At 75.6% G+C, this 18,367-nt stretch carries 17 protein-coding genes and 1 pseudogene; 8 read left to right on the forward strand and 10 right to left on the reverse strand.

Annotated elements, in window-relative coordinates; genetic code table 11:
- Window positions 1-1,272: 1,272 nt before the first annotated feature.
- The 3 genes and pseudogenes from ACR80Q_RS10075 to ACR80Q_RS10085 all read right to left on the reverse strand — a co-directional run.
- Window positions 1,273-2,376: a threonine aldolase family protein gene (locus ACR80Q_RS10075; protein WP_435377471.1), complete on the reverse strand. Its 1,104-nt coding sequence runs from the start codon at window positions 2,374-2,376 to the stop codon at window positions 1,273-1,275.
- On the reverse strand, window positions 2,373-3,692 hold the full coding sequence (locus ACR80Q_RS10080) for a class II 3-deoxy-7-phosphoheptulonate synthase (protein WP_435377472.1): 1,320 nt from the start codon (window positions 3,690-3,692) through the stop codon (window positions 2,373-2,375). The genes ACR80Q_RS10075 and ACR80Q_RS10080 overlap by 4 nt, the downstream gene beginning before the upstream one ends.
- 343 nt (window positions 3,693-4,035) lie before the next feature.
- A pseudogene (locus tag ACR80Q_RS10085) lies at window positions 4,036-4,701 on the reverse strand (lysophospholipid acyltransferase family protein); the annotation flags it as partial.
- 99 nt (window positions 4,702-4,800) lie between these two features.
- Here ACR80Q_RS10085 and ACR80Q_RS10090 point away from each other — a divergent pair.
- From ACR80Q_RS10090 to ACR80Q_RS10100, 3 genes are read left to right on the forward strand one after another with little or no spacing between them, the layout of a single operon-like run.
- On the forward strand, window positions 4,801-5,625 hold the full coding sequence (locus tag ACR80Q_RS10090) for an alpha/beta hydrolase (protein WP_435377473.1): 825 nt from the start codon (window positions 4,801-4,803) through the stop codon (window positions 5,623-5,625).
- On the forward strand, window positions 5,622-6,323 hold the full coding sequence (locus tag ACR80Q_RS10095) for a hypothetical protein (protein WP_435377474.1): 702 nt from the start codon (window positions 5,622-5,624) through the stop codon (window positions 6,321-6,323). Before ACR80Q_RS10090 ends, ACR80Q_RS10095 begins: the two co-directional genes overlap by 4 nt.
- Before the next feature lie 3 nt (window positions 6,324-6,326).
- Window positions 6,327-7,592 carry an ornithine cyclodeaminase, nickel-pincer nucleotide-dependent gene (locus ACR80Q_RS10100; protein WP_435377475.1) on the forward strand — a complete coding sequence of 422 codons (1,266 nt, stop codon included), beginning with the start codon at window positions 6,327-6,329 and terminating at the stop codon, window positions 7,590-7,592.
- Window positions 7,593-7,685: 93 nt separating this feature from the next.
- Here the strand turns inward: ACR80Q_RS10100 and ACR80Q_RS10105 are convergent, their stop codons facing one another.
- The 7 genes from ACR80Q_RS10105 to ACR80Q_RS10135 all read right to left on the reverse strand — a co-directional run bounded on the left by ACR80Q_RS10105 (window position 7,686) and on the right by ACR80Q_RS10135 (window position 11,935).
- Window positions 7,686-8,351 (reverse strand): hypothetical protein, encoded by a 666-nt coding sequence (locus ACR80Q_RS10105; protein ID WP_435377476.1) that lies wholly within the window; start codon window positions 8,349-8,351, stop codon window positions 7,686-7,688.
- On the reverse strand, window positions 8,348-9,292 hold the full coding sequence (locus tag ACR80Q_RS10110; protein ID WP_435377477.1) for an ROK family glucokinase: 945 nt from the start codon (window positions 9,290-9,292) through the stop codon (window positions 8,348-8,350). Before ACR80Q_RS10110 ends, ACR80Q_RS10105 begins: the two co-directional genes overlap by 4 nt.
- The gene (locus tag ACR80Q_RS10115) at window positions 9,289-9,720 is read right to left on the reverse strand and encodes a hypothetical protein (protein WP_435377478.1); all 432 of its coding nucleotides are present in this window, start codon (window positions 9,718-9,720) and stop codon (window positions 9,289-9,291) included. The genes ACR80Q_RS10110 and ACR80Q_RS10115 overlap by 4 nt, the downstream gene beginning before the upstream one ends.
- Window positions 9,721-9,730: 10 nt before the next feature.
- On the reverse strand, window positions 9,731-10,546 hold the full coding sequence (locus ACR80Q_RS10120; protein WP_435377479.1) for a hypothetical protein: 816 nt from the start codon (window positions 10,544-10,546) through the stop codon (window positions 9,731-9,733).
- Between the two features lie 2 nt (window positions 10,547-10,548).
- A complete protein-coding gene (locus ACR80Q_RS10125) occupies window positions 10,549-10,995 on the reverse strand; it encodes an SRPBCC family protein (RefSeq protein ID WP_435377480.1) in 447 nt (148 codons plus the stop codon).
- A gap of 83 nt (window positions 10,996-11,078) precedes the next feature.
- The gene (locus ACR80Q_RS10130) at window positions 11,079-11,543 is read right to left on the reverse strand and encodes a hypothetical protein (RefSeq protein ID WP_435377481.1); all 465 of its coding nucleotides are present in this window, start codon (window positions 11,541-11,543) and stop codon (window positions 11,079-11,081) included.
- The gene (locus ACR80Q_RS10135; RefSeq protein ID WP_435377482.1) at window positions 11,540-11,935 is read right to left on the reverse strand and encodes a hypothetical protein; all 396 of its coding nucleotides are present in this window, start codon (window positions 11,933-11,935) and stop codon (window positions 11,540-11,542) included. Before ACR80Q_RS10135 ends, ACR80Q_RS10130 begins: the two co-directional genes overlap by 4 nt.
- Window positions 11,936-12,015: 80 nt before the next feature.
- Here ACR80Q_RS10135 and ACR80Q_RS10140 point away from each other — a divergent pair, with 80 nt between their 5' ends.
- The 5 genes from ACR80Q_RS10140 to ACR80Q_RS10160 all read left to right on the forward strand — a co-directional run bounded on the left by ACR80Q_RS10140 (window position 12,016) and on the right by ACR80Q_RS10160 (window position 18,245).
- On the forward strand, window positions 12,016-13,806 hold the full coding sequence (locus ACR80Q_RS10140) for an AMP-dependent synthetase/ligase (protein WP_435377483.1): 1,791 nt from the start codon (window positions 12,016-12,018) through the stop codon (window positions 13,804-13,806).
- A 25-nt stretch (window positions 13,807-13,831) separates the two neighbouring features.
- Window positions 13,832-14,548 (forward strand): ABC transporter ATP-binding protein, encoded by a 717-nt coding sequence (locus ACR80Q_RS10145; RefSeq protein WP_435377484.1) that lies wholly within the window; start codon window positions 13,832-13,834, stop codon window positions 14,546-14,548.
- On the forward strand, window positions 14,545-16,047 hold the full coding sequence (locus ACR80Q_RS10150) for a hypothetical protein (RefSeq protein WP_435377485.1): 1,503 nt from the start codon (window positions 14,545-14,547) through the stop codon (window positions 16,045-16,047). The genes ACR80Q_RS10145 and ACR80Q_RS10150 overlap by 4 nt, the downstream gene beginning before the upstream one ends.
- Before the next feature lie 162 nt (window positions 16,048-16,209).
- Complete coding sequence (locus tag ACR80Q_RS10155) at window positions 16,210-16,650, forward strand: TadE family protein (RefSeq protein ID WP_435377486.1); 441 nt, start codon at window positions 16,210-16,212, stop codon at window positions 16,648-16,650.
- Window positions 16,647-18,245: a pilus assembly protein TadG-related protein gene (locus ACR80Q_RS10160; protein WP_435377487.1), complete on the forward strand. Its 1,599-nt coding sequence runs from the start codon at window positions 16,647-16,649 to the stop codon at window positions 18,243-18,245. The genes ACR80Q_RS10155 and ACR80Q_RS10160 overlap by 4 nt, the downstream gene beginning before the upstream one ends.
- Window positions 18,246-18,367 lie beyond the last annotated feature (122 nt).

Here is an 18,367-nt window from a genome sequence, read left to right on the forward strand (position 1 = left end):
GCTGCTCGTGGCGGTGTACGCGGCCACCGCCTCCTACGACGGCCGGGCGGTCAACGACGTGCACAGCGCGGCCCACGCCGCCTGGAGCCTGGCCACCCGCGGCACGCTGGACCTGTCCGGCGTCGACCTGCCCTACGACCAGGCGTGGACGAAGGAGGTGGGCGACGCCGAGTACAGCAACCGCTTCCCGGGGGTCGTCCTGGCCGGCGTCCCGACCTACCTGCTCTGGCAGCCCTCCCTGCCCCTGGTGGCGCCGTCGGCGCTGGCGGCGGCGACGACCTCCGCCGTCGGGGTCACCGGGTTCCTGGTCGCTCTGCGGCGCCTCGTGCCCACTCCCTGGGCCTGGGCCGGGGCGGCGGGGATGGCCCTGGGGACGGGCGTCTGGTCGGTCGCGGCCGACGGGCTGTGGGGTCACGGCCCGGCGGTGATGTGGCTGGGGCTGGCGGCGGCCGGTCTCGCCGTCGGTGGTCGGGGTCGGGTGGTGGTGGGCGTCGCGTCGGCCGGTGCGGTGCTCACCCGGCCGCACCTGGCCGTGGCGCTGGTGGTGGCCGCGGCGGTCCTGTGGCGCCGCGACCGGGCCGGCGCCGTGGCCACGGTGCTGGGCGTCGCGGTCGGGGCCTCCGCCCTGCTGGTCTACGGGCGGGTGCTGTTCGCGACGTGGTCCCCGGTCGGTCCCTACGAGCTGTACGGGCCGGCCCGCGCCCTGGCGGACGGTGTCGCCTCGGGAGCCTCACCCGTCCTGTGGCGCCTGGAGAACGCGGCGATGGCGGTGGTGTCACCCCGGGTGGGTGTGCTGCCGGCCCACCCGGCCCTGCTCCTGGCGCTGTGGGCCCTGGCCCACCGGGTCCGGGACGCCCCCCGCCTGCCGGTCGCGCTGGCGCTCGGCGGCCTCGCCTACGCGGCGGTGGCGCTGGTCCTGACCCGGGTCTCCGGCGGCTTCGGCTTCTGGGGCAACCGCACGCTGCTGGAGTCGGTGGTGCTGGTGTGGCCGTTGCTGGTCTGGGCGCTCGCCGGGCACCGTGGCGGGACGACGTTCCGGCTGCTGCTGAGCCTGTCGCTGGCCTGGGCCGTCGCCTTCCACACCCTCGGGGCGCTGGTGCCCCTCGCCGGCGGGCCGGACGCGGACAGCCTGCTGCACTGGCAGGTGCCCTCGGCGCTGCGCGGCCCGGAGCCGTGGCGCGTCGTCGTGGCGGTGCTGCTCGGCACCGTCGCCGGGGTCGTGGCGTGGCGGCTGTCCCGCCCGCCGACGCCGGCGGGCGCGACCTCCGGGCCTCAGCCCTCCGAGGGCTCGCCGGGGGCGGCGAGCAGCGACGCCAGCACCTCGGCGGCCGCGTCGACGTCCTCGTCGCCCAGGTCCAGGTGGGTCACGGCCCGCACCATGCGCGGTCCGAGCGCGGACACCCGGACCCCTCGCTCGGCCGCGGCCGCGGCGACCTCGGCCCCGGTGCGCGCACCGGTGCGCAGCACGACGATGTTGCTGTGGACGCCGGCCACGTCGACGCTGCCCGGGGCGGCCGCGTGGCAGGCCTCGGCCAGGCGGCGCGCCCGGGCGTGGTCGTCGGCGAGGCGCTCGACGTGGTGGTCCAGGGCGTGCAGGCAGGCCGCGGCGAGGACGCCCGCCTGCCGCATGCCGCCGCCGTAGCGCTTGCGCAGCACACGGGCCCGTGCGATCCGCTCCGCCGAGGCGACCAGCACCGACCCGACCGGGGCGCCGAGGCCCTTGGACAGGCAGACGGAGACCGTGTCGGCCAACCCGCCGTAGACCGGCAGCGGGACCCCGGTCGCGACGTGCGCGTTCCACAGCCTGGCCCCGTCCAGGTGCACCGCCACCCCGGCCTCGGCCGTCCCGGCCCGCAACGCCTGGAGCTGCTCCAGCGGCTGCACCGTCCCGCCGCCGAAGTTGTGGGTGTTCTCGACCGCGACGGCCGCCGTCGACACCAGGTGCTCACCGGCGTCCGGGGCCATCAGCGTGAGCGGCACCGCGGCGTCCAGCACGCGGCCCGGGTTGCCGCCGTCGACCAGCCCGTCGGACCAGGTCCGGGTGGTGATCCCGCCCAGGGCGCCGTGACCCCCCAGCTCGGCGCGCAGCACGTGGCTGGTGACGTCGGCCAGCAGCTCCTGACCGGGCTCGACGACGAGCCGGACGCCGACCATGTTGGCCATCGACCCGGACGGGAAGAACAGCCCGGCCTCGTGCCCCAGCATCGCCGCCACCCGCTCCTGCAGCTGCTGCAGGGTCGGGTCCTCGCGGTAGACGTCGTCGCCCACCACCGCCCCGGCCATCGCCTCGCGCATGGCCGGCGTCGGTGCGGTGAGGGTGTCCGAGCGCAGGTCGACGACCCGGCCCAGCGGGCCGGCCGTGGGGCGGCGACTCACCGCTGACCGAGCATCTCGGCGACGAGGAAGGCCATCTCCAGGCTCTGCTGGTGGTTCAGGCGCGGGTCGCAGACGGACTCGTAGCGCGTCGCCAGGGCCGCGTCGGAGATCTCGTCCGAGCCACCCATGCACTCGGTGACGTCGTCGCCGGTCAGCTCGACGTGCAGCCCGCCGGGGACGGTGCCCAGCGCCCGGTGAACCTCGAAGAAGCCCCGGACCTCGTCGATGACGTCGTCGAAGCGCCGGGTCTTGTAGCCGCTGGCGGAGGAGAAGGTGTTGCCGTGCATCGGGTCGGTGATCCAGAGCGGCTGGGCACCGGAACCCGCGACCTTCTCGACCACCGCGGGCAGCACGTCGCGGATCCTGCCCGCGCCCATCCGGGTGATGAACGTCAGCCGACCGGGGGTCCGGTCAGGGTCCAGCCTGTCGATCAGGGCCAGCGCGTCGTCCGGCGTGGTGGTCGGACCGAGCTTGACCCCGATCGGGTTCTGCACCCGGGCAGCCAGGTCGATGTGCGCCCCGTCGAGCTTCCTCGTGCGCTCCCCGATCCAGATGAAGTGCGCCGACGTGGCGTACGGCGCCCCTGTGCGGGAGTCGATCCGGGTCAGCGCCCGCTCGTAGTCCAGCAGCAGCGCCTCGTGGCTGGCGAAGAACTCGACCCCGCGCAGCGCGTCGAAGTCCGCACCGCAGGCGGCCATGAACCGCATCGCCTTGTCGATCTCTCGGGCCACGGCGTCGTAGCGCGCATGGGCCGGGTTCGCGGTGAAGCCGCGGTTCCACTCGTGCACCTGCCGCAGGTCGGCGAAGCCGCCCGTGGTGAACGCGCGGATCAGGTTCAACGTCGAGGCAGCGGTGTGGTACGCCCGTACCAGACGCTGCGGGTCGTGCCGTCGGGCCGCCTCGGTGAACTCGTAGGCGTTGACGGCGTCCCCCCGGTAGGCGGGCAGGGTCACGCCCTCCCGGGTCTCGGAGTCGTTGCTGCGGGGCTTGGCGAACTGCCCGGCCATCCGGCCCATCTTGACCACGGGCAGACCGCCGCCGTACATCAGGACCACGGCCATCTGCAGGACGGTCTTGACCCGTCGACGGATGGCGTCGGCGGTCGCGTCGGCGAAGGTCTCGGCGCAGTCGCCCCCCTGGAGCAGGAACGACTCGCCTCGCGCCGCCGAGGCCAGGCGGTCGCGCAGGTCGTCGCACTCCCCCGCGAACACCAGCGGCGGGAAGGTGCGCAGCTCCGCGGTCGCAGCGGACAGGGCGTCGGTGTCGGACCAGCTGGGCTGCTGGGCAGCCTCGAGGTCGGGCCAGGCGAGACTCACGGGACCAGCGTAGGTCCGCGGGGACGCCTTATCTGCCGCGGTCCGTCTGCTGGTCCGCGGCGCCGTCGGCGTCGACGTCCCGGCGCAGGTCGTCGCGGGCGACGTCCTGCGGCTCGACGGGCGCCTCCGAGGCTGCTCCTGCGACTGCTTCTGCGTCTGGCTCTGCGGCTGCGGCCGCCCCGCCGGGTGCCTCGACCCCGTCCTCGTCCGCGGCGTCGCCCGCCGACGTGTAGTCCCCGGGCGACAGGTCGTCGCCGAACAGGCGCTCCGACAGCCGGGACGTGTCCCGGCCGGTGATCCGCTCGACGGTGCCGAGGACGTCCCCGACGACCCGCGCCCGCTTCTCCGACGCCAGCCGCTCCTTGGCCACGGCCGCGTACTCGTCGACGTACTCCTGGCCGGACAGCCGCATCAGCTCGTACATGATCTCGTCCGTCACCGACCGCAGCACGTGGCGGTCGTCGGCCATGCCGTCGTAGCGGGAGAAGTCCAACGGACGACCGATGACGATGCCGACCCGGTGGATGCTGGGCAGCTTGCGGCCGATGGGCTGGACCTTGTCGGTGCCGATCATCGCCACGGGGATTACGGGGACCCGGCTCTCCAGGGCCATCTTGGCCACGCCCACCTTGCCGCGGTACAGCCGGGTGTCCGGCGAGCGCGTCCCCTCGGGGTAGATGCCCAGCAGGTCACCGCGGCGCAGGACGCGCAGCCCCGAGCGCAGCGCCGCCTCGCTGGCCTGGCCGCCGCTGCGGTCGACCGGCAGCTGTCCGACCCCCTTGAAGAACAACGCCTTGGCGCGGCCCTTCACCCCGGTCCCGGTGAAGTACTCCATCTTGGCCAGGAAGGTCAGGCGGCGCTTGAGCATCAGCGGCAGGAAGATCGAGTCCGAGAACGACAGGTGGTTGGAGGCGAGGATCGCGCCCCCGGTGGTCGGCACGTGCTCGGCCCCGCGCACCCAGGGCCGGAACAACGACCTCAGCACCGGGCCGAGGACGGTCTTGACCATCCAGTAGAACCACACCGTCACCCAGGCGATGCTGTCACATGTGACCCCGGTCGGCTCACGTCATGGTGATCAGGCCACCCGACGTGCGACCATCGCCGTGTGCCGATCCTCCCGGGAGCAGAGACGTTCCAGGCCGACGGCGGCGACGTCGCGGTGCTGCTGGTCCACGGCTTCACCGGGACGCCCCAGTCCCTGCGCGACTGGGGGGAGCACCACGCCGCCGCCGGCCTGACGGTCCGCCTGCCGCGGCTCCCCGGCCACGGCACCTCGTGGCAGGAGCTCAACCGGACGCGGTGGCAGGACTGGTACGCCTGCGTGGAGCGCGAGCTGCTGGACCTGGCCGTCGACCACACCGTCGTGGTGGCCGGTCTGTCGATGGGGGGTGCGCTGGCCCTGCGGCTGGCCCAGGAGCACCCCGACCAGGTGGCCGGGCTGGTGCTGGTCAACCCGGCGGTGCTGAGCGAGGACCGGCGCCTGGCGGCGCTGCCCGTCCTGCGCCACCTGGTGGGCTCCTTCCCCGCCATCGGCAACGACATCCGCAAGCAGGGACCCACCGAGCTCGCCTACGACCGCACCCCGCTGCACGCGGCCTGGACCACGACCCGGCTCCTGGACGTGGTCCGGGGCGACCTGCCGCGGGTGACGGCCCCCCTGCTGGTGCTGCACAGCCCGCAGGACCACGTGGTGCCGCCGTCGTCGACCGCCGCCGTGCTCGCCGGGGTGTCCTCCCCCGACGTCCGCGACGTCGTCCTCGCCGACTCCTACCACGTGGCCACGCTGGACCACGACGCCCCGACGATCTTCGAGGAGTCCCTGGCGTTCGTCCGCCGCGTCACCGACCGGACCGCCACCGCGGCGGGAGCTGGTGCGGCGGGAGCTGGTGCGGCGGGACCCGGCGCGGACGCCTCGGGGTCCGACGCATGAGCGGCCCGGACGCCGGTCGCGGACCCGACGGGGGCGAGCACCCGCTCGACGTCGACGCCCGCTTCGCCGACATCATCGCCCACTTCCACGACGACGAGCCGACCCGACCGACCGTGGTCGACGGGTACGCCGACCCCGAGGGGACCGACGACTCGACGAGCACCGGCAGCCGCACCGGTGAGGACGGGACCGCGTCGCCCTCCGCGGGCCGGACGCCGCCCGAGGCCCCCGACCGGGAGCACCCGGACCGGGAGCCGCCCGCCCCGGGCGCCGACGCCGCCCGTCCCGACGCCGCCCGTCCCGACGCCGCCTCGACCGTCCCGCCCGAGCGTGCAGCCCCCTCGGCCGACCCGGTCCGTGACCTGTCCGCCCCCGCCGACCTCGCCGCCATGCGCCGCTCCTACGAGGCCCGGATCGCGGCCGAGGTGGACCGCGCCGTGGACGGCCCGGACGGCGGCCACTTCGTCCCCGCCGAACCACCGCCCCTGCCCCGGCCCGACCTGCCCGGACGGCTCGCCTGGACGGCCGTCCTGGCGGGCCCTGTGCTGCTCCTGCTGTGCGCGCTGCTGTGGCGGTCGGTCCCGTCCTGGGTGCTGGGCAGCATCGTGACGGCCGTCGTGGTGGGCTTCGGCTACCTCGTCTGGCGGCTGCCGAGGACCCGTGATCGCGACGACCCGGGTGACGGTGCCATTGTGTGACGTGTGACCACGTCCCCCCCCTCCAGCACCGGTCCCCGTGAGCTCGTCGAGCTGACCGGCCACGTCCTCGACACCGGCCTCTTCACCCTCGTCCTGGACGACGTCCGGGCCCTCGGCGGCGACTACGAGGTCGTCCGCTTCGACGTCGGCAAGGACAAGGACGACAGCAGCACCGTCCGGCTGGCGGTGACGGCGCCCGACGCGCGCACCCTGGACTCCGTCGTCATGCGGCTGCACACCCACGGCGCGAACCTCGTCGAGGTCGAGCCCGCCCGCCTGGAGCCGGTGGAGCGGGACGGGGTGTTCCCGGTGGACTTCTACGCCACCACCAACCTGCCCACGCAGGTCCGCCTGGGCGAGTCCTGGTTCACCGTGGAGAACCCGGAGATGGACTGCGGCATCGTCGTGGAGCGGGAGCCCGGCTCCGGCGACGTGACGTCCGTGCGCACCGTCCCGGTCAGCGACGTCCGCGCCGGGACCCAGGTCGTCTGCGGCGCCGTCGGGGTCCGGGTGACCCTGCCCGCCGCCCGCGGCGACGAGGGCGGGTTCACCTTCATGCAGTCGGAGGTGTCCAGCGAGAAGCCGCAGGCGCTCGTGGTGCAGCAGATCGCCCAGGAGATGCGCGAGGTCCGGGCGGCGGGGCAGCGGGTGCTGTGGGTGCTGGGCCCCGCGGTCGTCCACACCGGGGCGGCCCCGTCGATGGCCGCCCTGGTGCGGGGCGGCTGGGTCGACGTGATGTTCGGCGGCAACGCCATCGCCACGCACGACGTCGAGCAGTCCATCTACGGCACGTCGTTGGGGGTCGACCTGTCGGCGGGCCGCGGGGTGGAGCACGGGCACGAGCACCACCTGCGGGCCATCAACGCGGTCCGTTCGGCCGGGTCGCTGGTCGCCGCCGTCGAGCAGGGCGTCGTGAGCAGCGGGATCATGCACGCGCTGGTCAGCCAGGGCAAGCAGTTCGTCCTGGTCGGCTCGGTGCGCGACGACGGGCCGCTGCCCGACGTGCACACCGACGTGCTCGAGGGCCAGCGCGCGATGCGCGCCGCGCTGACCGACGTGGGGTTCTGCATCGTGGTCGCGACCATGCTCCACGGCGTGGCCACCGGCAACGTGCTGCCCGGGCACATCCCGCTCGTCTGCGTCGACATCAACCCCGCCACGGTGACCAAGCTGTCGGACCGCGGCTCGGCCCACGCCCGCGGCGTGGTCACCGACGTGGGGCTGTTCTGCGCCGCCCTCGCCCGGGAGCTCACCGGCCAGGAGACCTGAGCCGCCCGCTCCCCCGGCGTACCGACCGGCGACACGACACGCGGCCCCGGTGGTCGAAGGCCCCGGTGGCCGCCGGCCGTGTCGCCGGTCGGTTCAGCCGAGCGTGACCTCGACGAGGGTCGGGCGGGCCGGGAGCACCCTGGCCAGCAGCTCGGGCCGGCGACCGGGCTCCCCCGGCAGCGCCAGGCCGACCGCCTGCACGTCGCAGCCGAGCAGCCCGAGCGGTCGCGACGACGGCCGCTCGGCCGGCGTCGTGGCCGCGGCGTCGGGCGTCAGGTCCCGCAACCGCCGACCCAGCGTGTCACCGGCGGTCGTGCCCGGCAGCGGTCCGGCCACCACGGTGGGTACGCCGTCCGCGGCGAGCAGGGACACCAGGTGCGCGGCGAGCGCGGCCTGGTCGGCCTCGTCCCCACGGACGTCCAGCGTCGCCACCCGCAGCTGCTGACCACCGGTCAGCCGGGCGGTCACGACGGCCAGACCCCCACCGGCACCCCGGAACACGGTGGTCGACGTCGGCTCGACCCGCAGCGACACGAGCACCGCCGCGCCGCCGGAGGCGCGTCCACCGGCCCCCACCACCAGGCCGACGTCGGAGCCGAGCGCCCCGAGCCGGTGGCTGCTGGCCAGGTGCACGGGCACCCGGTGCAGCAGCGCGACGTCGGCTGCGGTGTCGCGCAGCAGCCGCAGCAGACCACCCCGGCTGCCCCGGAACCGGTTCACGTCGGCGGCCACGACCCGCACCGTGGGCACGGCGCTCATTCGGCCAGCGCCAGGTCCGCCGCGCCGACCAGGCCGGCGTCGTTGCCGAGCTCGGCCAGCACGATCGACGCGCTGGGGCGGAAGCCCCGCCCGGTGAGCTCGTGCTCGTAGGAGTCGCGCGCCGGGCCCACCAGCAGCTCGCCGGCGTCCGACACCCCACCGCCGATGACGACGACGCCCGGGTCGAGCAGCGCGACGAAGCTGGCCACGGCGATGCCGAGCTGACGACCCAGGTCGGCCAGCAGCTCGACCGCCATCGGGTCCCCGTCGCGGGCGGCCTCGGTCACCAGCGGACCGGTGATGCGCTTGACCTTGCCGCCGGCCCGCTCCAGCAGCGCGGACGCCAGCGGCGAGCCCGACTCGGCCAGCTCGCGCGCCTCCCGGGTCAGGGCGGTGCCGGACACGTACTGCTCCCAGCAGCCGCGGTTGCCGCAGCCGCAGCGGTGCCCCTCCGGCACGGCCCGGGCGTGGCCGAACTCGGCCGCCACGCCGTGCGCGCCCCGCACCAGCCGACGGTTGATCACGAGCCCTCCCCCCAGGCCCGTGCCGACGGTCAGCAGGAGCATGTCGGCGAACTCGCGGCCCGCGCCGAACTGGAACTCGCCCCAGGCCGCGGCGTTCGCGTCGTTCTCGATGACGACGGGGACGTCGACGTGCGCCTCCACCTGGGCCTTGAGCGGGTTGTCCCGCCAGGCCAGGTTCGGCGCGAACATGACCGTCGAGCGGGCGGCGTCGATGTAGCCGGCCGCGGCCACGCCCACGGCGCTCACCTCGTGGTCGGCCCGCAGCTCGGCGATGCCGTCGGCGACGGCGCCGACGATCTCGTCCGGTCGCGCGGGCTGGGTCTCGCGACGGGTGCGCGCGACGACCTCGCCGTCGGGGGTGACGACACCGAGGGCGATCTTGGTGCCCCCGATGTCCACGCCGATAGTGGCGGTCATTCCTGCTCCTCGTCGCCCCGGGAGGGGCTGGTCGGTGGGGTGTGCACGGGAATCCTGGTACGGGGGGGCACGGACGTGGCGGGCGGGTCCGCGAGACGGTCGTCGGCCGCACCCGGGACCCCGGACGTGCTCCGCGTGGGCGCGCCGGTGGTCCCGGCCGCGCTCGGGTCCCCCGACCGTGGCGCCGGCCGGCCCGGCTGGGTGAGCGCGGCCAGCAGCTCGCGCCCGGCGGACACCACGTGCCCGACGGCCTGCTGCAGGTGCGCGGCGGTCTCGGGGTCCATCCGCCCGGCGGACTCGCTCAGGCGGCAGACCGGGCAGCCGGGGCAGGCGGCGGCGTCCCCGCCCCCGAGGGCGTGCCAGCCGTCACGGACGGCGTCCAGGACGCCGGGGGCGCCCGGGGCCCGGTCGCGCTCGGTCTCGCTCATCTCGTCTCCTTCAGCGCCAGGCGTCCGGGTCCGGCTCGAACCGGACCTCGAGGCGGTCGGCGACCACTGTGGCAGCCACGACGCGGCAGCGCGTGAGCGCGGCGGGCAACCGGAAGGTGCGCCGCACCCCCTCGAGGCCGACCACGAGCGCGTCCCCCTCCTGGTGCAGGTCGGGGTCGGCGCCACCGGGCAGCTCCAGCCACCACAGCAGGGCGGCACCGTCGGGGCGCACACCGGTGGTGGGCTCCGGGGCGGCCCCGGGGCCGCTCACCCGCGGCAGCCCGAGCACGGCCGTGCCCCGGCAGCCGTGCCGCGCGTGCTGGACCGTGCTCCCCAGGCCGGTGACGCCCGCGGCCACGGCGGCGAGCGCGGCCACGCCGGGACGCAGGTCCAGCAGGCCGGCGGCGGAGGCCGCGTCGCGGGGGTCGTCCCCGATGGACGGCGCCAGGGCCTGGAGCCTCGCGTCGAGGACGCGCAGCAGCAGGCCGGGGCCCTCCACCAGCTCCGCCGCCCGGGCCCCGCCCGACGGCACCACCACGGCGTCCCACCGGTCCTCGGCCAGCTCCTCGGCCACCCGCGCCCACGTGGTCGCGGCGTCCGCGAGCGGGACCGGGCAGCCGGCGGTCACGGCCGCGCGGGGCAGGCCCACGACGTCGGCGACCCGCCACGGCCAGCCGTCGGCGTCCAGGCTCCCGTCGTCACGCAGCAGCCCCGCCCCGGGCCGCGGTGCCACCACGACCGACTTGCCGCCCGCCCGCTCCAGGGCCGCCGCCGCCCCCGACCCCGCCGGGCAGCACCCGGGCTCCAGCAGGACCGACGTGGGCACGGTCAGCCCTCGACGCGCTTCTTGAGGTCCTTGAGGGCGGCGTCGGTGATGACCTTCTCGGCCCTGCGCCGCAGCAGCCCTGGCATCGAGATGGTGATGTCGACCTCCAGGCGGTACGTGACCCGGGTGCCGGTCCCGTCGGGCACGAGCTCGTAGCTGCCGTCCATCTTCGACGTCACCCGGCCCGGTTCCACCAGCGACCACGACATGGTCCCGCTGCCGGCGCCCGTGACCGTCCAGTCGTAGCCGACCAGCAGCGTGTCGCGGACGGGTCCGGAGCTCATCGTCAGCCGGGCGCGGACCGGTCGGCCGTCGGCGTCGAGCTCCTCGACGTCCACGGCGGTGATGCCGCCGGCCCACTCCGGGTAGGCGGCCAGGTCCTCGACGACCGCGAGGACGTCGGCCGGCGGTGCGTCGACGGTGATGGACGACTCGGTGCGCTGGGCCACGACAGCTCCTGTGCTCGCGGGCTCGCCACCGGGTCGACCCGGGGCTGAGGACCCGAGAAACCTACCGCTGAGCGCGGGACGTCTCAGAGCAGCAGGCCGACCAGGGTCAGCAGCCCCACGCCGAGGACGGTCAGGACGAGCGCCGCCCCCACGGCCAGCGCCGTCCTCACCGCCCGGCTCCGGCCGGCCACCGGTCCTCGCGCCCGCCCGGCCGACGTGGACGCGGCCAGCTCGGCGAGCATCGCCTCGGCGGCACCGGGCGGCGACGTCCCGGGCGCCCCCGGGACCGGGCCCGGGCCGGGTGTCGTCGGGGCGGCACCGTCGCGACGAGCGGGCCGTGACGGCTCCTCCGGGCCTCGGACCCCGTCCCCCGGTCCGAGGTCTCCGTCCCCCGGTCCGAGGTCCCCGGGCCGCGGGCCCCCCGGGGCCGGCTCGTCCAGCCGGGCGTGGCACAGGGTGCACCAGGGTTGGGACACCGTCACGCGGGCCCCGCACGACGGGCAGCGGTCCCCGTACCCGCCCGCCCGGCCCGGTTGCTGCTCGCTCATGCCCGCATCTCCCCCTCCAGCTCGTCCTTGCTCCTGTGCAGGCCACGCTTCCACCGCAGACGCAGCCGGTCGGGGAGGTCGCGCGCACGCCACCCGGTCGCCCGACGGGGCACCGGGCCCGACCGGGCCCCGGGCCCCGGGTCCAGGCGGACGTACAGGTGCACCACGGTGCCGGCCGCGACGGGCTCCAGCCACACCTCCGCCGTACCCTGCAGCGGCGCGTCCGCCGCCGCGGACCGGGCGGTCCAGCGCACCCCCTTGACGCCCCGGTCCTCCCGGACGACCAGCGCGAGGTCGGGCAGCCACCCCGACCAGAGAGCCGACGTCGCGGCCCTGACGACGCCCGGCGCGGCGCGGACGAAGGTGTCGTCGAGCACGTCCACGGCAGGCACACCCACAGGATGCCTCCCCCGCCCGGTCGGACTCCACTACTCTCGGGTGACCCGCCCAGTCGTCTCGACGAGGAGCAAACGTGCGCGAGTTCACCGTCCCAGCGGCCGTAGAGCCGTACCCGGGCTCCATGGCCGACGTCGTCGTCGACCGGGCGCGTACGTCCCCGGACGCAGCCATGTTCGCCCGCAGGGACGGGGAGACGTGGACCGACGTGACCGCGGCTGAGTTCCTCGCGGAGTGCACCGCCCTCGCCAAGGGGCTCATCGCCGCGGGGATCGGCCCCGGCGACCGGGTGGGACTGATGTCCCGCACGCGCTACGAGTGGACCCTCGCGGACCACGCCATCTGGTTCGCGGGCGCGGTGACCGTGCCGATCTACGAGACGAGCTCCTCGGAGCAGGTGGCCTGGATCCTGTCCGACTCCGGCGCCAAGGCCGTCTTCGTGGAGGCGCAGCACCACGCGGCCACGGTGGCCTCGGTGGCCGACCGGACGCCGACGTGCACCAGCACGTGGGTGTTCGACGGCGGCGGGCTGGACGCGCTCGCCGACTCCGGCACCGACGTCGCCGACGACGCGGTGGACGCCGCCCACGGCAGCCGGACCGCGGCCGACCTCGCCACCATCATCTACACCTCCGGCACCACGGGCCGCCCCAAGGGCTGCGAGCTGACCCACGGCAACTTCATCGACCTGTGCCGCAACGCGGAGGCGTCGCTGTGGGAGGTGCTCCACATGGAGGGCGCGTCCACGCTGCTGTTCCTGCCGCTGGCGCACATCTTCGCCCGCTTCATCCAGGCGCTGTGCGTGGTCACGGGGGTCCGCATGGGCCACCAGCCGGACCCCAAGGACCTGCTGCCCGCCCTGGGCTCGTACCACCCGACGTTCATCCTGTCCGTCCCGCGGGTGTTCGAGAAGGTCTACAACTCCGCCGAGGCCAAGGCCACCTCCGAGGGCAAGGGCAAGATCTTCGCCGCCGCCGCCCAGACCGCGATCGAGTGGTCCAAGGCCCAGGACACCGGCGGGCCCGGCCTGGTGCTCGGCCTCAAGCACAAGCTGTTCGACAAGCTGGTGTACGTGAAGCTGCGCGACCGTCTCGGCGGTCAGGTCAAGTACGCCGTCTCCGGCGGGGCGCCCCTCGGCGAGCGCCTGGGCCACTTCTTCCGCGGCATCGGCCTGATCGTCCTCGAGGGCTACGGCCTGACCGAGACCACCGCCCCCAGCACGGTCAACGTGCCGGAGCGGGTCAAGATCGGGACCGTCGGCAAGCCCATCCCCGGCTGCGGGGTGCGCATCGAGGACGACGGCGAGATCTCGCTGACCGGCGTCAACGTGCTCACCGGCTACTACAAGAACCCGCAGGCCACGGCCGAGGCGATCGTCGACGGCTGGTTCCACACCGGGGACATCGGTGAGCTGGACGACGAGGGCTACCTGCGCATCACCGGCCGCAAGAAGGAGATCATCGTCACCGCGGGCGGCAAGAACGTGGCCCCCGCGCAGCTGGAGGACCGGATCCGCGCCCACCCCATCGTCGGGCAGTGCATGGTCGTCGGCGACCAGCGGGCCTTCGTCGCGGCGCTGGTCACCCTGGACCCGGAGATGCTGCCGCTCTGGCTGGCCAACCACGACAAGCCCGACACCATGACGGCCACCGAGGCGGCCGAGGACCCCGACGTGCTCGCGGCCATCCAGACCGCCGTCGACGACGCCAACACGCTGGTCTCCAAGGCGGAGTCGATCCGCAAGTTCAGCGTCCTGCCCGTGGACTTCACCGAGGAGACCGGCCACCTGACGCCGTCGATGAAGCTCAAGCGCAACGTCGTCCTCAAGGACTACCAGGCCCAGGTGGAGAAGCTCTACGCCGGGTGAGCGCGACCTGACGCACACTGGGGGCATGACGGGCCCGTCCCCCCTGGTCGACGTCGAGGGCCTGCAGGTGCGCTTCGGCGCGGTGCAGGCCGTCGGCGGGGTCGACCTGTCGGTGACCGCGGGTCAGGTCCTGGCCCTGGTCGGCGGCAACGGGGCCGGCAAGTCCACCACCATGCGGGTGCTCGCCGGGGTGGTCCCGCCCACCGCCGGCACCGTGCGGGTGGCCGGGGTGGACGTCCGCGCCGCCCCCCTGGCCGCCAAGCGGCGCACCGGCTACTGCCCCGACGTGGGTGGCCTGCTCCCGCGGGCCACCCCGTGGGAGCACCTGCAGCTGTCCGCGAGCCTGCGTCGGCTGGAGGGCTGGCAGCCGCGGGCCGAGCAGCTGCTCAAGCGGTTCGAGCTCGCCGACGTCGCCGACCGCGTCACCGCGGGGTTCTCCCACGGCATGGGTCGTCGGCTGTCCGTGGTGCTCGCCGGGCTCCACCGACCGCCGGTCCTGCTCCTGGACGAGCCGTTCGACGGGGTGGACCCGCTGGGTGTCGAGGCCACCCTCGAGCTCGTCGACGACCTCCGCTCCACCGGGTCCGCGGTGATCGTCTCGACCCACCAGCTGGACCTGGCCACCCAGGTCGCCCTGGACGCCGTGGTCCTGCGGGGCGGCGCCGTCGTCGGTCGCTGCCCCACGGCTGCGCTGGTCGGCCCGGACGGGGTGCGTCGCTACCGACAGCTGCTGGGCACGTGAGCGAGCCGACCGTCCTGCACGAGCTCCGGGCGCTGGTCGGGTTCCGGCTGCGGGCCGGCGGGCAGGACCCACGACGCTCGGTGGTGGCGGCCGGCTCGGTGGTGCTGCTGCTGGGGGTGCTGGTGCCGCTGGGCGTGGCCGCCTGGGCCCCGCGGGAGCCGGCGTCCCCGCTGGTCACGCTGAGCCCCAGCCTGTGGTTCGCGTTCCTCGTGCTGACGCTCGGCACGTCCCTGGCCTCCGGCGGTGGGCGGGAGCTGATGCCCCGGCAGGCCGGCGTCGCGTTCCCGGTGAGCGCGGCGGCGGACCAGGCGGGGGCGCTGCTGCTCACCCCCCTGAACCTGGCGTGGTCGGTGCAGGCGACCCTCGTGGTGACGATCACCGCGTACACCGCCGGGCCCGGCGGGGCCGGCGCGGCGGCGCTGCTGGCGGCCTGGGTCTGGGTCCTGGCCGCCACCACGGTGGCGCAGCTCCTCGGGTGGTCCGCCGAGCTGGTCCGGACCCTCCCGCGCGGTGCGGTCTGGCTGCGCGCCGCCTGGGTGCTGGGCGTCGCCGGGCTCACCGCGGTGGTGCTCACCCAGGACCTGGGCTCGGTGCTGGCCGGGCTGCCCACCCTGCCGCTGTACGTGGCCGCCCTGTCCGGCGGGACCACGACCTACCTCCTGGTGCAGCTCCTGCTGGTGGGGGTCGGGGTCGGTGCGCTGCTGCTCACCGTCCCCGTGGTGGAGCGGCTGCAGCGTCGGCCCAGCCCGAGGCAGGCCGACGCGGAGACCCGGACCCTGCGACGTCCGACGATGCCGTCCGGGCCGCTGCGGGCGGCGGTGGCCACCGACGTGAGGTCCGTCGTCCGGTCCAGCCCCCTGCGGCGCGGGCTGCTGCTCGTCCTCGTGGTGCCGCTGGCCCTGGCGGTGCTCCTGCCGCTGCCCTGGACCGCGGTGGTGGTCCTGCCGGCTCTCGTCGCGTCGGGCACCGCCCTGCTGCACGGCGTCAACGTGGTCGCCCTCGACGGGGCCGGGGCGGTGTGGCGGGAGTCCCTCCCGCACTCCCCCGACACGACGCTCGTCGGACGTCTGCTGGCCCTGGCCACGCTGTGCGGTGCGGCGTCGGTCGTCCTGGTCCTGGTCGCGGCCGTCAGGGCCGGCCCGCCGGACCTGGCCGAGGGCGTGGCCGCGGCCACCGCCGTGGTCGTCGCGACCGCGCAGGTCGTCTCCCGCTGCGCGCGGTGGTCCGTCCGTCATCCCTACCCCGCCGAGCTCCGCCACGGCCGCGACGCCCCCGCACCGCCGGTCGCGATGGCCGGGTACGCGGTACGGCTGACCGCCGCGACCACCCTCGGGGCGCTGCTGCTGACGACGGCCGCGGTCACCGGCGGGGCCCTGCTGGTCCTCGCGGTGGGCAGCGTGCTGCTGTCGCCCAGCCTGCTGCGGCTGCGTCGCACGTTCGCCGAGCACGCGGACCAGGGCACCCGCGCCCGGATGGTCTCCGGGGTCACCGGCGGCTGAACGGGCTCCGCGTCGGGTCCCCGTCACCGACCGTGGTCGAACGACCGTCCCCGGTTGCTGACGAGCGGGGCCGGGTGCGACAGGATGTGACGGTCCGGGAGGGTTCGCCCCGCCCGGCGGGCAGGTGTCGGCGCTGAGGGAGACGGTGGGATGGGACGAGTGGTGACGCGGTCGGACCGCGGTGCGGCCGCCGTCGAGTTCGCGCTGATCTCCGTCGTGCTGTTCACCCTGATCTTCGGGATCATCCAGTACGGCTTCTACTTCCTCCAGGCGACGTCGGTGGCCTCGGTGGCCAACCAGGCCGGGCGCGAGGCGTCGCTGCGCCAGGACTGCGAGCAGTGGGGTACCCAGGTCGCGGAGCAGGTGGAGGGCCTCGGCAACGGCGCCGCGGTGAGCCGGGTCCGCGTGGACCCGACCGACCCCGCCCGGACGGGCCCGACCCGTCGCGGTGACCAGGAGACGGTCACCGTGGTCTGGGACCCCACCGCGGTGGGCGTCATCCCCTTCCCCGTCGGCGACTTCGCCGAGCAGACCGTGGTCCGCTACGAACGCCTCGACGTCGAGCCCCAGCCGAGCTGCCTCTGGCAGCCGGACGCCACGTGAGCGCGGTGGCCCCGCGCTCGCCCTTGCTCTGGCGGGACGACCGCGGGGCGACCTCTGTCGTGTTCGCCCTGGTGTCCCTGCTGCTGCTCGCCGTCGCCGCGCTGGCCGTCGACCTGACCAACCTGTACGCCCAGCGCGCCGTGGCGCAGAGCCGGGCCGACGCGGCCGCCTTCGCCGCCGCCCAGGCCCTGCCCGACGCCTGCGGCGCGGTGGACGCGGCCCGCCGGTCGCTGCTGGACACCGGCGGGACCCGGTCGGCGGACGAGGCGGCCCCGGTGGTCCGGGTCTACGCCGCCGACCCGCGGGACGCAGACGGAGACCCCGCGACCCCGCCGCCGCCCCCGGCGACGCTGCCCTCGACCCGCCCGGACTGCAGCACCGCCGGGGCCTCGGTGCAGGTGAGCACCCCGCCCCGCAGGGTGCCGTTCGTGTTCGCCGGGGTGCTCGACCTGTTCCAGGAGGGGTCCGGCATCGGCCGCACGTCCGTGAGCGCGGTCGCCCGGGTCAGCCTGGCCGAGCCGGACCTGCTGCCGCTCGTCCTGCCGCAGGGCTGTCCGGGCGAGGCGTTCCTGGTCACGAGGGCCGCACCGCCGCCGCCGCCGGAGCCGTCACCCCCGCCGTCCTCGGCACCACCATCACCTCCGCCGTCCTCGGCACCACCCTCGCCACCGTCGTCGACCGAGGCCTCTCCACCCCCCTCGACCGAGGCGTCGCCACCCCCCTCGACGGAGGCCTCACCACCCCCCTCGACCGACCCTCCGTCGCCGTCACCGCCGCCGTCGACCGGGCCGCCGGCCTCCGCCGGCCCCCCCGGGGAACCCGCGGGCGACGTCACCCCTCGACCCCAGGTGCAGCCCCGGGTGCTGCCGCGCGCCGCCGCGCTGCAGGCACCTGTCCCGGGCTGCGCCGCGGTGCGTGACGGGGGCCTGGGTGTGCTCGACTCCCCCGTGCAGAGCGGCGAGACCGGTGACGCGCGGCTGCTGCTCAACCTGCGCGACGGGATCGACCACGCCGTCGTGGCGCTCGGGTCGGCCGACCCGGACGACCCGGACGCCCGCTGCGAGATCGGAGCGCCCCCCGGCGCCGTGCCCGACGAGCCCCTGGCCACCGGCACCCCCAGCTGCGTGGACGTCCGCCCGCTGGTCGACGTGTCGGTGGTGAGGGCGACCCTGGAACGACGCCTGTCCGCCGACCCGACGTTCGCGCGCTGCCGGACGGCCCCGGCCGACGCGACCGCGTGGGAGACCGTCGCCGCGTGCTACCTGCTGGAGGGCCGGGACCGTGACGACGTGCTCGACGCGGTGGGCGGGCCCGGGGCGATCCCGAGCCTGGACGAGTCGATGCTGGCCGACCCCCGGTTCTTCGTGGTGCCGGAGCTCGTCCTGGAGGGCGCGGACGAGACGGGCGGGTTCGTCCCGGTCCTGCGGCTGCGCGGGGCGTTCGCCGTCGGGCTCGAGCCGGACGGCACGCTGCCGGCGTTCGTCTTCCCGCTGGAGGCCCTGCCACGGCTGGTCCTCGACACCGACGCGGAGCGTCCCCGCACCCTGGTCCTCACCCGCCCGGTGGGCGCACCGACCCCCGGCGGCGACCCGTGAGGGCTGCCGCCGTCCGGCGGGGCCCCGGCCCACGGCGGGAGCGAGGGGCGCGCGGTCTGCGCCGCGGCCTGCTCGCACGCATAGGGTGGTGCGGGGCCGTCGACGACGGCACGTCCGAGCTC

This window comes from Aquipuribacter aurantiacus (genome assembly GCF_051216895.1).
Lineage (GTDB): Bacteria > Actinomycetota > Actinomycetes > Actinomycetales > JBBAYJ01 > Aquipuribacter.

Excerpts from the sequence above, each read along its gene's own strand:
- ACR80Q_RS10095 (WP_435377474.1), top strand. The coding sequence starts at position 5,622 with ATGAGCGGCCCGGACGCCGGTCGCGGACCCGACGGGGGCGAGCACCCG.
- ACR80Q_RS10105 (WP_435377476.1), bottom strand. The coding sequence starts at position 8,351 with ATGAGCGCCGTGCCCACGGTGCGGGTCGTGGCCGCCGACGTGAACCGG.
- ACR80Q_RS10110 (WP_435377477.1), bottom strand. The coding sequence starts at position 9,292 with ATGACCGCCACTATCGGCGTGGACATCGGGGGCACCAAGATCGCCCTC.
- ACR80Q_RS10115 (WP_435377478.1), bottom strand. The coding sequence starts at position 9,720 with ATGAGCGAGACCGAGCGCGACCGGGCCCCGGGCGCCCCCGGCGTCCTG.
- ACR80Q_RS10130 (WP_435377481.1), bottom strand. The coding sequence starts at position 11,543 with ATGAGCGAGCAGCAACCGGGCCGGGCGGGCGGGTACGGGGACCGCTGC.
- ACR80Q_RS10145 (WP_435377484.1), top strand. The coding sequence starts at position 13,832 with ATGACGGGCCCGTCCCCCCTGGTCGACGTCGAGGGCCTGCAGGTGCGC.